The organism is Ileibacterium valens, assembly GCF_001945525.1.
GTDB classification, from domain to species: domain Bacteria; phylum Bacillota_I; class Bacilli_A; order Erysipelotrichales; family Erysipelotrichaceae; genus Ileibacterium; species Ileibacterium valens.
In genome coordinates this window covers 1-13,758 of sequence record NZ_MPJW01000131.1, presented here as the reverse complement: position 1 = coordinate 13,758, position 13,758 = coordinate 1, and the positions used below count along the sequence as shown (strand labels likewise).

The window sequence follows — 13,758 nt, the reverse complement described above, 5'->3', positions numbered from 1 at the left end:
GGCAAAAGAAGGATAAAGGGCAAGGTCGAGATAATCATCGACAAAGGAACTGACAGTAGTGAAGACAGAATCCATCTCAATATGAGGGAAGAGAGAATGGAGCAGTGGCAAACGGCCCTGAATCGAGTTATAGTGTGTTTGGTAATTTTGTTTATTGATCATGAACATATTTTACCAAAAAAGGCACCTCATCCATTACGGATCAGGTGCCTCTTTTTATTTTTGGACTGTCAGAAATTTAACAGCCCCTTTTTTAAGTTCACAGAGAGAATTGATTCTTTACAGAGCTTTCATACAAAAGTTCTCGAACATTTTCAGCTTGCAGATTCAAGCATTGAATGTTAAATATTAAATTTTAAACGTTGTATTCAGATTTTCTGTTTTCCAAACCGGAAGAGTCAAGTTTCTTTAATGAAGGCATAATGACAATAAGCATTGTTATAAAGCAAGCCAATCCTCCAATCACATTCGAGACCGGTTCAGCGGCAAAAACACCTAAAGCCTTGTTTGTAAACAGCAGAGGCATGATAAACATTCCGGGAATCCCAATGAATACCTTTCGAAACAAAGAAAAGAAGATTGCTTCCTTCTTCCGGTTAAGCGATTTGAATACCGTCTGACCTGCATACTGCAGCGACTGAAATACATATCCAAAAAGATAGATCTGCAAAGCAGGAATTGCCATATTGACCATAGAGGGATCATCTGAAAAGATCGAAATGAAAAACGCTGGATGAATCATAATCGTCGCCCAGGCAGCCGCGGTATAGCTAATTCCCATGGCCGCCATAATCCATATTCCCTTGCGGATTCCCTTTCCATTCCTGGCTCCATAGTTGTAGGAAAGAACTGGCGAAGCGCCTTCGGACATCGCATGAACAGGAGTATCCATAATCTGAGTAATGGATGCGATAACTGTTCGTATTGAAATGTAGAGATCTCCTCCATACACAGATAACTGAAAATTACCTGCAATCTGCACCAGCGTATTGGTCAGCTGCATTGTAAAGGCTGCTGATCCAAGTCCGATAATCTTTCTGGCAATATCCCAGGAAAACTGTCTGATTTCCTTAAAATCCAGTTTCAGACTCGCTTTCTTCGATTTTAAAAAGGAAAAAGCAATCAAAGCAGAAATCATCTGAGCGATTATGGTTGCCAGGGCTGCTCCCTGAATTCCCAGATGACAGACAAAAATCAAAATGGGATCCAGGACAATATTAATCAGGGCTCCTGCAATCACGCATAACATTCCAATATAGGAAAATCCCTGGGCGTTGATAAATGGAGCCATACCTACAGAAAACATGGAAAAGATCGTACCTGAAAAAATGATCATCATATATGGCCAGGCGTATGTCAGCATCTGATCGGACGCTCCAAAAAGTCTTAATATCGGAGAACAGAACATCCAGCCAAGACAGGTAATAACAAAGCCGGTTGCAATCAGAAGAATCGCTGACGTATTCATGATCTTCTCTGCTTTGGGATGGTTTTTACATCCTAGTTCAATAGAACAAAGCGGTGATCCTCCTGAGCCATAGAGGTTTGTAAATCCGGTAATCAGTGAAATTAATGGAAAGCAAAGACCTATTCCTCCTAAGGCATCCATGCCCACCGATGGAATTCTGGCAATGTAAATTCGGTCTACAATGTTATACAGAAGGTTTAACAGCTGAGCGACAAGCAATGGAATAGCGCTCAGAAGTATGTTCTGAAATATTCGGCCATTTGAAAAATCAACTCGCTTCATTTCTAAATCATCCTTTCCCCGTTTCCCCATCGATCATCTTCTGATTATTTGTCCGGTTTTCTCTTCATATTCTAAAGAATTTCTCAGGATTCTAAACATTTCGAATTTTTTATATTTCTCTCCCGTTCCAATCCGCTCTCTACAAAACTTCAAGATTCATTTCTTTACTCACTCATTGAATTCAGTATTATCAGACCCCAACAAATACAAAATTCACATTGCTGCATAGAAAAAGCGTCTGCCATTGAACAGACGCCTTAATTGGTTTATTCCGAAACGGATATCAGCTGTTTTACTCTCGTCGAACCGTTTGAATCCATCCGGTTCATGTTTTTCTTTTTGCTTTGTTTCAGTCTTCTAGCTGGATAAAGGGCTGAGTTCTCCATCTGGAAAGAACATTCATCAGATCCTGTTTTCTGACCTGGGCGTAATCGCCTTTTCCTAAGATCTGCCAGCCATCTCTTTTGATCAGATCGCACATTTCCCCAGCGACCATATCCAGACTGCTCTTTGAATCCATCAGGTTCTTACCGGCATATACTGCCATTTTTCCCAGAGTCTTCAACTGTTCAGGATCAACAAGCTGTTCAAGGTATCTGACGTCAATGGGTTCTCTTCCAATTGAAATCGTATCTAATCCGGTTGTTTTTACCTTGATCCGATCCTGATCAAGGACTCGATTCTTTAATGGAATACGACTTCGAATTTCCTGATTGAAAGGCACATCATCAATCACAGAAGACTGCGTATGGTTTTTAATCGCTTCTTTGGCTTTTTGCGTGATATCTTTAGGCACATATTCATCCATCTGAATGACAGTATCTGCCTTATCAAAGAATGCCCCGCTGCTGCCAGCAACCAGAATGACTGAGACGCCTTTTTCTTCCTTTAGCGGTCTGATTCTTGCAATAAATGGAATAATCGGTTCTTCATCTTTAGAAATCACACTGGCCATTAGATCATCGCGGACCATAAAATTCGTGGCACTGGTATCTTCATCGACCAATAATAATTTACTTCCTGCTTCAATGGCTTCCACCACATTCGCTGCCTGAGAAGTGGATCCAGATGCATCTTCAGTCATAAAACAGCGAGTATCTTTTTTAGTCGGCAGATTCTGGATGAACATTGAAATATCATCTGCCTTAACACTTCTTCCATCTTCAGCCCGAATCTTCATCGCATCCGATCGAGTAATGGCAAGCTCTCGTCCATCGCCATCCACGTGGTTATAAACGCCTTCTTCGAGGGCCTGCAGGAGCGTAGACTTTCCATGATATCCACCACCTGTGATCAGAACAATACCTTCTGGAATGCCCATTCCTCTGATTTTCTTTCGATACGGAAGATCCATTTCAACCATCAGAGATTCGGGGGATTGAAAAGGAATTGCCTCAGCCATAGGGATATCCAGATTTCCGCTTTTTCTTGGCAGAATTGCCCCATCAGCAATGAATGCACTTAAATGTTTTTCTTTGAGCTGATGACGAATAGCACATTGATCGACAGAAAGTTCAAAAGCGCGCTGGAGACATTCCTGATTTTCTTTGGAAAGATGATCGTAGATCAGGTAATGATCCACAAGCGGTTCCAATTCGTTAAATAGAATTCGAATCAATTCATGAGAAAGAATCTTTCGTCCTGCAGCTGGAAAGGCTGCATGGAATTTCAGGATCAATTCACCGGTATCCGGTTTGATGGTGCATGCGCTTCGTTCAAGCACCTTCTGATTGGGTCGGCTTACCGATAAGGATCCGCTTTTCTTTGACCTGCCATTGGAGGCATATTCCTTGAGCCCTTCATGAAAGAGTCTGAGAATCTGATCCTGCAAAGCGATTCTCTGTTCATATTTTTCATAATAGACGGATGGAAATCCCGGTCTTAGAATTCGGACTGTCAGATCGCTTGGAGAGGCGTACGGATCTGACTGAACATGATTAATTTCAAGAATAAAATTTTTAAATTTATAACTTCCCTTCAGGTCTTTATAATATGGGTACGATTTATGATTGATTTTTTCGAGCGAAACTCGGAGTTCTTTTGCGGTTTTCATGCGAGCACCTCTGCTTTCCTTTCAATCTTAGCAATCCAGTCCATATTGCATATTTTCATGCCTGATGATTTTTATCCTGCAGATGTTCATGTTTGTAATTCACATTGGAAGGCATCGGTAATATTCACATTGAAAAAATTTCAGAAGAGAACTGTAAGAAAACACTTTGACATTAAAGCTGAAACCTCAACAGAAAAACTAAAACAGAAATCAGTCAAGGAAGCGGAAAGGAAAAATTTGAATGCAAAACAATAATTATCAGCGAAAACTCTGTCCTGAAAAAGACCTCTGTGATTTGGCGCCAATAATCCCGCCAGAAATCCAGAAGGATGCTGTCGGACTTCTTGAACAATTATCCAATACATTTGGCGTGAGTGCGCATGAAGATGAGGTCTGCGAAATGATCAGAAAGTCATGCAGCAGGTTTTGTGATATCAAAGAAGATGCTTTACGTAATCTCTACCTGTTTCCTTTAGATCATTCCTGCAGCCATCAATCAGACAGGTTTACAGTGGCTCTGGATGCTCACATGGATGAAGTCGGTTTTATCGTCAAATCCATTCACAAAAACGGCATCATCTCATGCCTTCCCATTGGAGGATGGGATTTAAAAAACGCATCCGGATCGGACTTTGAGATCCTGAATGCTGATAATCAGCTGATTCCTGCCATAGCGATCACTCGTCCAGTGCATTATGGTAAAAACACAGATGAATCCAATCTGCTTTTCATCGATGCCGGCTGTACGAGTAAAGAACAGGTCGAAAAACTGAATGTTGCCTGTGGTGATTTCGTCATCCCTCAGAGCCGTTTTGAATTCATGGCAGCACCAGGTATTGTTAAAGGCAAAGCTCTCGACGATCGGATTGGCTTATGTGCCGAACTTCTTCTATTACGATGGCTCGATCAGGATGGGTTATCTTCACATGTAATCGCTCTGGCCAGTTCACAGGAAGAAGTCGGTGAAAGAGGAGCTATTGCCGCCATGTCAAACATACAGGCAAATATCGCAGTCTGCTTTGAAGGCTGTCCTGCCGATGATACTTTCGAATCCGAAGATGAAGTCTCAACAAGATTGAATGGAGGTCCCATGGTTCGGGTCATTGATCGATCAAGCATCACGGATCATCGTCTGATTCGTCTGATTCGACAGGTGGCTTTGGATTATGAGATTCCTTTGCAGATTGCAGCCAGAGCTGGCGGCGGAACGAATGCCGCCGCATTTATTCAAAAAGGAATTCCTGCCATTGTGATCGGGATACCGGTTCGCTATGCCCATAATATGAGCGGTTTAGCTTCACTGGATGATCTGATGAATGCCATTCGATTGGCCTATTGCTTTGTTGCAAGAATTATTGCTGATCAGCCATCTTTTCTGATCAATCCATTCTGATTGCTTCACTTTTCATGTAATCCAGCAGATTTGAAATTATCCATTCAAAACGGACCATCTAGAAGATCAATTATTTTTTACTGGCCATGTGAATAGGATTTTGGTTTGAATGCTCAAAAAAGGAAATCGGAATCTCTTATGCCTCAAATCATGGGACATGAAAGATTCCGATTTTGTTTTTGTATTTTTGTTATAGCTTTTTTCAGATTAACATTTGTAATCCTTATTGAATCAACTGATTTCAATCTCATCCATCTATTTTTGTTGGTCTATTGGCTTATATGTTCTTTTTGGATGTTATTTTCTACTTTAGGTTCTTATATGGTTTTATAACTTTTTTTAAGATTGCAGATCGTTGCTCATTGCAGAATGGAAAAGCAAATAATTCTTATGGATAATGATGATCAGAATCCAATTCAATCTGGTTTTTCATCCATGGAATGAATCTGAAAAATCTGATCTTCTATAACTGCTTTCAAAGTAAAAACTTCCTGAATGAATTCCCGGTCATGACTGATGGCGATAATTGCTCCATTCCACCTGGAGAGTTCTTCACTCAGAACTCTGGCACTGAGCGGGGATAAATTTCTTGTCGGTTCATCAAGCAAAAGGACATTGCAATTACGCATAGCCATGGAAGCCAGTATCATTTTCACTTTCTGGCCTCCAGAACATTTAGATATTTTCTGCTCCAATTCATTCTCTGTAAATTTCATGCTTCCTAATGCTTTTCTGGCTAAAACTGAATTCTCGGTAAACTGTTCAAGATATTCTGCCGGAGTCGAAACAGCTTTAAAGACCTCCTCATAATTTTGCGGAAGGTAGCCAACTGTAATTCCAGGCGTATCTTTCAGAATTTCTTTGATCTGTCTGAGCAGTGTCGTTTTTCCACAACCATTCTTGCCAGTAATGACAAGATGCACCGGTCCAATTAAACGAAGACCAAATTCTGAAATTAATAGCTTACCATTCACAGATAAGCAGAAATGTTCCAAATCAAGAAGCTTCTTATTGGATGGAAAGGAGCGTTCTGGAAGTATGAATCCAATTCCTTCTTCCACAGAATCTGTTTTTGAATAACTCTGGTTTTCTAAAGCATCCTGAGCATTCAGAACGGACCGCATCGATCTCTTGAGCATCTTGCCTTCATGAGGAGCCTGTCTGGAGACGGTTTTCAGCCGGCCTTCCACTTTGTTATGAAGGTCATTTAAGCGCTGCTTTTTCTTGAGATATTCTCTTTTTTCTTCAGAAGCAATCCGGCTCTGACGATTGAGCAGATTCGCTCTCGATTCTAAATATTCGTCGTATTTCCCTGAATAAATTGTATTGAGTGTTTTTGTTTTTTTATTGCGCAGCTCGATATGCAGAATTTTGTTGGCGCAGGTATTAAGAAGTCTGATGTCATGAGAAATGAACAGAATGGGAGCAGACTGATTCTTTATCCAGTTCTCCATCCAGACTAAGGCATCCAGATCCAGATCATTTGATGGTTCATCCAGCAAAAAAATTTCCGGCTCGTTCATCATCATTTTCAAAAAGAGCAGTCTGACTTTCTCTCCGCCAGATAAAGTTGAAATATTCTGATCCCGGTAGATCAAGTCGTGATCAATTTTCAGCTGAACGGCCAGCTTTTCTATTTCGCTCAACCGATTCCAGGCACTAATTTCGATTTCTTTTTGAGGCTCTTCAGAAAGAAGATAATGCAGCGGCTCTTGATCGAGCCACTTTTCATCAAATTGCTGAGGAAGATATCCAATCTTCTGATCAGAATAAAAAAAGCCAGTGATCCTGACATAGTCAGGCTGATCACCAGCGAAGATTTTCAATAATGTTGATTTACCATTTCCTTCTTCTCCAATCAGACCGATATGATTATGATCAGACATGGAAAAGGTCAGGTTTTCTACCAGCTTCCTGCCTGAAGCCAGCGTCACACTGAGATTTTTGCACGTAAACACAGATACGAATTCCTCCGTTATGATCCATTAAGAACATATATCCAATTTTATTCGAATTCTGTATTACGCATTTTCTCACCTCAGGCTTATCTTAAGTGAAGTTTTGTGAAAAAGCAAGAAAGTAAAAGTCAGCTCCCTTTAACCGCTGTGCTGGCTGGCATCACGAATGCAATCGATCGCTAAAGCCAGCAAAAGCAAAGGCAAAGCATCCTGTTCCTGATCAAAACGAATATAATAATGGTCACTCATGTGCCAGAGCTCTACTCCAATTGTGGCGATTTCCCGGTTACTTTGCGAAAAAACCTGGTAATTCCACGCAAAGAAATTTCCCACTACGTTCCAGTGATAATAATTCAGATCCAGATTGGTTTTAAACAGGCTCAGCCTGGATTTGATGGTTCCAACCTGGCGCCCATGAATATAGATATTGAATTCGGGAAGAAATGAAAACTGCTGTTTGATTTCTCCAACCTGAGCACCACTTGCATCAAAAATCAGCTGTTTTCTCAGGAAAGATGGAACTCCCTTGACGTGATAAACCATCTGTCCCTGCTCATTCGTTACATCATATTCTCCCCAGAGTGAAAAGATTTTCTGCGCAATATAAAGAGTATTCATTTCTTATTTCTCCTTTAATTTCTGTTGAATTTCACCAGGCTGTCTGATTCAAAAAACTGTATATACAACAATCTTCAATAATCTGACGATAGCAGGAATACATTGTAATTTCACAGCTTTTTATCCAATTTTTCCAACTGTAATTTTCCAGAGCTTTCATTCGAACCTTCATCTTAAGAGTCCAATCTTTGTTTATTTGTTCAGGCAATACCGGCTGACTGACCGATCGGAATGAATCATTCAAAAAGAAAAATCCAAATTGTTTTCCTTGATCATTTTAAAAACAATTTGGAGGTCAGGATGTAAATTTTTAGAGCAATACACGTTCAACTTCCATCACAGATGGAATCTTTTTTAAATTTGCCATAATGACATTCAAGTGATCCAGAGAACGAACAGATATTTCCATCTTTGTGGTTGCGGTTAAATCGTTGGCATCGACTCCACTTGTTATATGTCTAAGAGTTATTTTCTGCTGCTGAAGAACAGTGACAATATCCGAAAGCAGATAGTTTCTATCTTCGGAACGAACCACCAGATGTACTATGAAGACTTTATCTTCAAGATCTTCACCCCAGGTTACAGGGATTAAACGCTTGGTTTCTCTGGCAATATTTGGACAGCCAGCCCGATGAACCTTAACCCCATTCCCCTTTGAAACATACCCGATGATCTCATCTCCGGGAATAGGTGAGCAGCAGGTAGCCAAAGAAACCTGGATTGTATCAATGCCAGGTACTACGACCCCACAGGCACTCGGTTTCAGCTTTCGATCTGGTCGATTATACATTTTTATAATTTCTTCATTGTCGTCCTGAGCGCTTTTTGTTCCGATCAATCGATCAACAACAGCCTGAACAGCAACTTTTTTTGAAGCAATCGCAACATAAAGATCTTCAAGATTTTTAAAAGAGAGAGTGCTCAAAACGCTTTCAAGCTTCTTGGAATTATGAAGTGAACTATCCATTTTCTGCTTCTTGAGTTCTTCTGTCAGCATGGCATCACCGCGGTGAATCAATTCTTTGCGGTCTCTGATTTCTTCTTTTTGAAGGAAAGCCCGAATTTTGTTTCGAGCGTGAGGTGATTTAGCAATTTTAATCCAGTCACTGCTCGGTCCGCTTGATGATTTATTTGTCAGAATGTTGACGACATCTCCTGTTTTCAACGGAGTATTAATTGGAACAATAGCGCCATTCACAACCGCTCCAACCGTTTTGTTTCCGACTTCTGTATGAATGCGGTAGGCAAAATCAATGGGTGTGGATCCTGATGGAAGGGCGATAACCTTTCCTCTTGGGGTCAGGCAGTAAACATTGGCCTCGAAGATATCCTGCTGAACAACACTCATGTATTCGAGTGGATCTTCACTTTCTTCATCGGTAATGATTGAGAAATCTCTGAACCATGAAAGCTTATCTTCCATTTCCCGATTTTTCTCTTCTTCTGTCATCTTTCCATTTTCCTTATAAAGGAAGTGAGCCGCTACTCCTCGTTCAGCGATTGAATCCATTTCTTCTGTACGAATCTGGATTTCAAAGATATTTCCTGAACTTGGGTGGACTACTGTCGTATGCAATGACTGATACATGTTGCTTTTTGGCATTGCGATATAATCCTTAAAACGTCCGGGAATCGGACGATAGGTTGCATGAATATAACCCAGGATTTCATAGCAATGGGTTACTGAATCGGTAACAATACGAATGGCCTGCAGATCGAGAATTTCTTCAAATCGTTTATTCTTTGAAGTCATCTTTTTATATATAGAATAGAAATGCTTGCTTCTTCCAAAGATCCGATATGGAATTTTATACTCCTGAAGAATGATTTCTATATCTGAAATCATTTCTCTGACCTGAGCATTCCGTTCTGTTTCGCGATTAGCGACAAGATTTTTAATGCTCTGATACTTTTCAGGAAATAGATATTTGAAGGACAAATCTTCAAGCTCGTTTTTCACCCTTGAAATACCTAATCGATGAGCAATGGGAGCATATACCTGCAAGGTTTCACGGGCGATTTTTTTCTGCTTATGTTCTGGCTGAAATTCGAGTGTTCTCATATTATGAAGACGGTCTGAGAGCTTGATCAGAATGACTCGAATGTCCTTGGCCATCGCAATAAAGATCTTTCGATGGTTGCTGGCCAGGTATTCCTTTTCATCCTTGAATTCCTGATTCAGTTTTCCTACTTTGGTAACCGCATCAACGAGCTGTGCGATTTCAGGAGAAAATTTCTCTGAAATCGTTTCAAGTTCTACATCCTTGCAGTCTTCAACCGTATCATGAAGCAATCCAGCAGCGATTGTTTTTGGTGAACAGTGCAAATCGGCCAGAATATTTGCTACCTGAATGACATGAATCACATAGGGTTCCCCAGACTTTCTGAACTGCCCGTCATGTGCTTTAAGAGCAAACTGATAGGCCCGGTCAATCAGCTGCAGATTTTCCGGTTTACGGATGTAAGTCTGAATATTTTCCATACACTGAACCATCGTAACGCTTTTCTTATCAGCCATAGTTGCCCTCTCTTTCCTGATGAAAAATCCAGATGATATTTAAAGATTTTGTCGAATCTCTTCATTCTTATCATCATTTTGTTAATAATATGTGAATCTGAATGTTTGAAAATCATTTTAGCACCTGAAACAGGCTTTTTCATTGATTTTCACAAAGTTTTTGTAAATAGTTGTGTTTTCAACTGATTAATGATATCGACATAAATCTATACATTTGACATCTGTTTCATGATAGGCTGATTACATTAGATGAATAGGCTTACAAGCAAGGAGTGATATCCCATGATCCGACTCAGCGAACTGTCAAAAGATTTTTATAAACCGGGTGAAGCCGCAAAAATGCTCAATGTTCACGTAAGGACAGTTCAAAGATACTGTGATGAAGGAATGATGGAATTCAGGCTGACAGAAACGGGACGCAAAATGATTTACAGAGACTCCTTGATTCGAACTCTTAAGGCGCATCAGCTGCTGACGGATGACTCTGAAGATTGTCGAAAAGATGCTGTCTATGCCCGTGTCTCTACTCATAAACAGAAGGAAAGAGGCGATCTGGACAGACAGATCGAGAAAGTCTGTGCCTTTGCAGCGACCAGAAATCCCCACAATCTCGTTATTTACTCAGATATGGCTTCTGGACTGAATGACAACCGCAAAGCGCTCAATGCCCTGATGAATGAAGTGATGAAAGGAAACATCAACCGGATTTTTATAAACAATAAAGACCGGCTGACCCGCTTTGGCTTCAACTATCTCAAAAGTATCTGCGAATACAACAGAACGGAGATCATCATCATCTCTTCCGAAGAAAATAACAGAACAATGGAAGAGGAATTGGCCCAGGATATTGTTTCAATTATCCATTCTTTTTCCGGTCAACTGTATGGAATGAGAAGAACGGTAAGAAAAATGATTGATGAGGAATTGTCGGAGAATAGAAAGTAGGAAGAGAATGCGGAGAATGAATCCGAAAAGCAGACCGAAACAGGAAAAGAGCATCACACGGATAGAAAAGCACCTGTTTCGAGTGAGTGATCCTGAATATAAAGAGCTTGATGAACTGACATTCAAAAGCAAGAACCTCTATAAATGCGACTCTCTATTCTATGAGGCAGTTCTTTTTTAAGAATCACTATTTTCCATCCTACGCTTCAGTCAATAAAGAGTTTACACATTCCAATCAGCCGGATGACCGGGCACTGCCTGCCAAAGTTGCAAAACATACCCAAATGCAGGCAGACGAAGCATGGCGATCTTTTTTCAGTCTGAATAAGAAATACAAAGAGGGGAAGCTGGAAAACAAGCCGTCTGTTCCCAGATCTTCATCCGAAAAAAGGACGAAATGTGGTCCACTATGAATTAATGGCGATCAGCAAACGATCTTTACAGAAGGGGCTCATCCATCTTTTTAGGACAGACCTTTATATTCCTACAAAGATTGACCCTTCCAAAGTCCAATTCGTTCGAATTGTTCCAAAAAACGGAGTAATCGTGGTGAAAGTCGGATACAGGGAAACTCTTCCGGATTTAAAGCAGGACTGCCGCCGGATTGCTGCACTGGATTTAGGCGTCAATAACCTGGCTGTCTGCTCTTCAAACGTGATGGATCCTCTTGTGATCGATGGAAAGTATTTAAAATCCGTGAACCAAAGATCGAATAAGGCACTCGCGGCTTCAAGATCTTATGAAGAAAAGCAGCATGGAAGAAAAAATTCTCCAAAGATTCAGGCGATATTCTTAAGAAGGAATAACAGGATTTCTGATTACCTGCACAAAGCAAGTCGGTATCTCGTGAATCAATTCGTTTTCAATCAAATCGATACAGTGATCATTGGCCATAACCCTGGCTGGAAACAAGACACAAATATCGGGAAAAGAAACAATCAGAACTTCTGCCAGATTCCATTTAACGTTTTTATTCGTATGCTTGAGTATAAATGCCGGATGGCTGGGATTCAGGTGATCCTTTGTGAAGAGAGCTATACCAGCAAATGCAGTTTTCTGGATGATGAAGAGTGCAGAAAACAGCAAACCTATAAGGGAAAACGAATACACAGAGGATTATATAAGAGTCAGAATGGGAAATTGATCAACGCGGATCAGAACGGCAGTCTGAATATTTTAAAAAAAGCGCTTCTGACTCTTGGACAGTGGAACAGGTTAATGTATCAGCAGTGCCTGGACAGAAATGAGAAGGCCGCATTGATCAGATATAACGTCCCGCGTTCTTAAATTGGAAAGTACCTCGCAATGACCTGGTCCTATCGGGTCGAGTGAGTAAATGCGCTGCAGTGGGTGTGAAGCAAATCGGATCCTTCATGGAGAAGATGCATCTTCAAAGGTAATGTCACATTTTTTGTGATTTTTACCAACTGTTCGTCATTCTGAAACGGTTTCTTCAACGGCGTTTATATACTGTGAATTTTGCTTATTTCAAAAAAAGATTTCTTTCAAGTTTTTCGATAAAGATGAAAGAAGATTTGAAAGAACGATCATGATCAGCGAAGGAAAGACAAAAAAAGCTCGAATAGTCATGGGACAGATTCGAGCATGCAAATAATCCTCTGATTGTTTCTGACAACTGGATTCAGATCATCTTTTAACTGTGAATTTTCACATCATTGCTTTGATGATCGGTTTCCAACGACTTAGACGCTAACGATAACAGCTAAAACTATCGACGATTATTAACCAAACAAAACTTACATTCCAAAATAGCCAGAATAAGCGTTGTAAACTTTGATATCCTTTTCCGGAACATCAGAGTAAGCTTCACTGACTAACTTACGTAAAGCTTCTTCACTGATTTTGCTTTCGCCTTTAAATTGACCATCTCTGATTTTGTGCCATTTTGCAGCTTTTGATAACTCAGCAATTTCCGAAGGATCAACCTGAATATTCTCAGGAAGAGTGATGAGATAAGTAGCCTTAAATCCATTCGGAGCCTGCCAGGCTTTCATCGTAAAATATACGATCACCGCTGCACCTGTGAGTCCTAAAAAAAGATTAAATAACATACAAAATGTCTCCATTATGATCGAACTCAAGAAAACCTTCTTGAAAGGAGGCAGGAGCTGCTGCAATGAAGCGCTGCGCAACGCCTTCGCCAAAGTCAGAGATTTCTTATCTGCAATTTAATTTTAACAAAGAAACATTCAGACATTCCTTCAACATAGCTACGGTCTATCCGATGTAAGAAATAGCTTGCCTACCATTTCGTTTATCGATATGTATTATACATTTAATAAAGACGTTGTTTCTTGTCAGCGCTTATTTATAGAGCCTGTACTGATTTCCTTCTCGTCTAACATTTGACTGCTGTTCAGATTTAATTTTCAACAGTAACCTTTTGAAATTTGCACGGGCTTTTATTCCCGGTTATCCCTGAATACCATCAAAGGCGGAAATCTTCTCTGTGCTCCAGCTTTCCTCTCAGGAAAGTCGGAAACGGAAGATTTCCGCCTTTTG

The 13,758-nt window shown here is 40.4% G+C and carries 10 protein-coding genes; 4 read left to right on the top strand and 6 right to left on the bottom strand.

Going from position 1 to position 13,758, the window contains the following annotated elements:
• Positions 1 to 355 precede the first annotated feature (355 nt).
• Together BO222_RS06405 and BO222_RS06400 are read right to left on the bottom strand one after the other, a co-directional pair.
• The gene (locus BO222_RS06405; protein WP_233131218.1) at positions 356 to 1,780 is read right to left on the bottom strand and encodes an MATE family efflux transporter; all 1,425 of its coding nucleotides are present in this window, start codon (positions 1,778 to 1,780) and stop codon (positions 356 to 358) included.
• Between the two features lie 319 nt (positions 1,781 to 2,099).
• Positions 2,100 to 3,803: an ABC-ATPase domain-containing protein gene (locus tag BO222_RS06400; protein WP_075819414.1), complete on the bottom strand. Its 1,704-nt coding sequence runs from the start codon at positions 3,801 to 3,803 to the stop codon at positions 2,100 to 2,102.
• Positions 3,804 to 4,044: 241 nt separating this feature from the next.
• Between BO222_RS06400 and BO222_RS06395 the strand changes: the two genes are divergently transcribed.
• Positions 4,045 to 5,196, top strand: a complete 1,152-nt coding sequence (locus BO222_RS06395; protein ID WP_083647708.1) for a M42 family metallopeptidase — start codon at positions 4,045 to 4,047, stop codon at positions 5,194 to 5,196.
• Positions 5,197 to 5,612: 416 nt separating this feature from the next.
• Here the strand turns inward: BO222_RS06395 and BO222_RS06390 are convergent, their stop codons facing one another.
• From BO222_RS06390 to BO222_RS06380, 3 genes are all read right to left on the bottom strand, one after another.
• Positions 5,613 to 7,154, bottom strand: a complete 1,542-nt coding sequence (locus tag BO222_RS06390) for an ATP-binding cassette domain-containing protein (protein ID WP_075819412.1) — start codon at positions 7,152 to 7,154, stop codon at positions 5,613 to 5,615.
• 138 nt (positions 7,155 to 7,292) lie between these two features.
• A complete protein-coding gene (locus tag BO222_RS06385; RefSeq protein ID WP_075819410.1) occupies positions 7,293 to 7,772 on the bottom strand; it encodes an LURP-one-related/scramblase family protein in 480 nt (159 codons plus the stop codon).
• A 310-nt stretch (positions 7,773 to 8,082) separates the two neighbouring features.
• Entirely contained in the window at positions 8,083 to 10,290 is a 2,208-nt protein-coding gene (locus BO222_RS06380) for a RelA/SpoT family protein (protein WP_075819408.1), read from the bottom strand.
• A gap of 282 nt (positions 10,291 to 10,572) precedes the next feature.
• Between BO222_RS06380 and BO222_RS06375 the strand changes: the two genes are divergently transcribed.
• The 3 genes from BO222_RS06375 to BO222_RS06365 all read left to right on the top strand — a co-directional run bounded on the left by BO222_RS06375 (position 10,573) and on the right by BO222_RS06365 (position 12,522).
• Positions 10,573 to 11,235: an IS607 family transposase gene (locus tag BO222_RS06375; protein WP_075819406.1), complete on the top strand. Its 663-nt coding sequence runs from the start codon at positions 10,573 to 10,575 to the stop codon at positions 11,233 to 11,235.
• 16 nt (positions 11,236 to 11,251) lie between these two features.
• A complete protein-coding gene (locus BO222_RS13690; protein WP_158024568.1) occupies positions 11,252 to 11,416 on the top strand; it encodes a hypothetical protein in 165 nt (54 codons plus the stop codon).
• Between the two features lie 218 nt (positions 11,417 to 11,634).
• Entirely contained in the window at positions 11,635 to 12,522 is an 888-nt protein-coding gene (locus BO222_RS06365; protein WP_143356959.1) for an RNA-guided endonuclease InsQ/TnpB family protein, read from the top strand.
• A 470-nt stretch (positions 12,523 to 12,992) separates the two neighbouring features.
• On the opposite strand, the gene BO222_RS06360 is transcribed toward BO222_RS06365, so the two are convergent.
• Positions 12,993 to 13,307, bottom strand: a complete 315-nt coding sequence (locus BO222_RS06360; RefSeq protein WP_075819400.1) for a hypothetical protein — start codon at positions 13,305 to 13,307, stop codon at positions 12,993 to 12,995.
• Positions 13,308 to 13,758 lie beyond the last annotated feature (451 nt).

Coding starts and splice junctions, on each gene's coding strand:
- BO222_RS06405 (WP_233131218.1), bottom strand. CDS start 1,780: ATGGGGAAACGGGGAAAGGATGATTTAGAAATGAAGCGAGTTGATTTT.
- BO222_RS06400 (WP_075819414.1), bottom strand. CDS start 3,803: ATGAAAACCGCAAAAGAACTCCGAGTTTCGCTCGAAAAAATCAATCAT.
- BO222_RS06395 (WP_083647708.1), top strand. CDS start 4,045: ATGCAAAACAATAATTATCAGCGAAAACTCTGTCCTGAAAAAGACCTC.
- BO222_RS06385 (WP_075819410.1), bottom strand. CDS start 7,772: ATGAATACTCTTTATATTGCGCAGAAAATCTTTTCACTCTGGGGAGAA.
- BO222_RS06380 (WP_075819408.1), bottom strand. CDS start 10,290: ATGGCTGATAAGAAAAGCGTTACGATGGTTCAGTGTATGGAAAATATT.
- BO222_RS06375 (WP_075819406.1), top strand. CDS start 10,573: ATGATCCGACTCAGCGAACTGTCAAAAGATTTTTATAAACCGGGTGAA.
- BO222_RS13690 (WP_158024568.1), top strand. CDS start 11,252: ATGAATCCGAAAAGCAGACCGAAACAGGAAAAGAGCATCACACGGATA.
- BO222_RS06360 (WP_075819400.1), bottom strand. CDS start 13,307: ATGTTATTTAATCTTTTTTTAGGACTCACAGGTGCAGCGGTGATCGTA.